Genomic DNA, 1444 nt, shown 5'->3' on the forward strand with positions numbered 1-1444 from the left:
AATAGTTTATCTTGTTCCTCTTGAGTTAGGCTAACAGTATATTTAGCTGACATAACTTTTAAAAGTGTTTTCATACCATTATTTCACCTACAGAGCAACCTGTCAAAATAACTTTGGTGGACTACTAATATTATTCGTTTGATATTACTGAATTTTCGTTCCGGGCGATGGCGAGGCAACTTTACTATCACTAATTTTTTACTGCTGCTAGGTGCTTTCCTCAGCTTACCTGCTTTGTATACCAATTAGATAGCTAGGGATTAGTTGCCAAATTGCCAAAATTGCTTAGGGTGCTATCTCTCTGCCATATTCCAACTCCAAAACACTCAACAACTTCTCTTCTACAGCCGTCAGATAAGGCCGATTCAGTTTTCCCAACGACTGCAACAGACTTTTGACTGTCTCCTCCAGCGAATCGGAATACACCCGTGTAATGCGATCGCACACCAACCGCATCTGCTCACACTCGGCAGGCAAGTAATTGAAGGATTTCAGATACTGCAACCCAACAGTGTACTCACCATTCCAGAGTTTTACAGTACAGCTAAAGTCATTCACCTGCCTAACGATCCCCCAGCAACCACCCTTACCTCTGAGTTCGGGGTTGTCCTTTGCTAGTATTTGGCACACCTCGCCAATCTGGTAGGTATTGGGTACTTGGGTTCGCTCCATGATGCGCTGCACAACATCTTTCACGATTCTACCAGTCGGCACTTTACCGCCTGCTTGTTCCACTGCCTGCTGCCACACCTCTTGCTGTTGTTGAGGTTTGAGTTTGGTCATGGGTCGAACTTGTCCTTCGCTGGTAGGCAAGATTCGTAGCTGATCAAAGTGGACTGTAGCAGGATCATCTTCAATTTCATTTTGTGTCCAATTTGGACACATTTTGATCAAATTATCTACAACTCCAGCAGCTTCAATTAATCTGTAAGGATGACGGCGCTCAAACCCAAACCTGTCCTTGCAATACTCTTCAAAGGTTGAATGCGTCGAACGGTACAGTCGGCGATCACGCAATTCTGCTAACGCCTTACCTGCCTCAAAAAACGCTCTTTCCACACGGCGTTCTAGATGAAGGCGATCACGCTGTTCTGCCTCACTCAGTTCTGGTACTTCAACAGCAGACACATCAATGGTTACTGAACCTGAATCTTCTTGAAGGGAGATATCATTTGTGGAGTTAGCTGCTGAAGTTGAATTGGTAGATGCGGCAAAGGTGGATTTATTGCGCTTGTGGGGTTGTTTGTTCATACGTCCACCTCTTTTGGTTCAGTGGCGTTTACTCAGAGTAGGCTGCAAAGATATGCGGAAACTGTAGGTAGTAGTCCACCAAAGTTATTTTGACAGGTTGCTCTGTAGGTGAAATAATGGTATGAAAACACTTTTAAAAGTTATGTCAGCTAAATATACTGTTAGCCTAACTCAAGAGGAACAAGATAAACTA

Annotated in this window: 1 protein-coding gene; it reads right to left on the reverse strand. The window is 43.8% G+C overall.

All coding sequences use genetic code 11. The features are described 5' to 3' along the window. Positions 1 to 285: 285 nt before the first annotated feature. Positions 286 to 1251: a hypothetical protein gene (locus FNW02_RS38145; protein WP_191762635.1), complete on the reverse strand. Its 966-nt coding sequence runs from the start codon at positions 1249 to 1251 to the stop codon at positions 286 to 288. Between the last annotated feature and the right edge of the window lie 193 nt (positions 1252 to 1444).

This window comes from Komarekiella delphini-convector SJRDD-AB1, from assembly GCF_014831675.1.
Classification (GTDB): Bacteria; Cyanobacteriota; Cyanobacteriia; order Cyanobacteriales; family Nostocaceae; genus Komarekiella.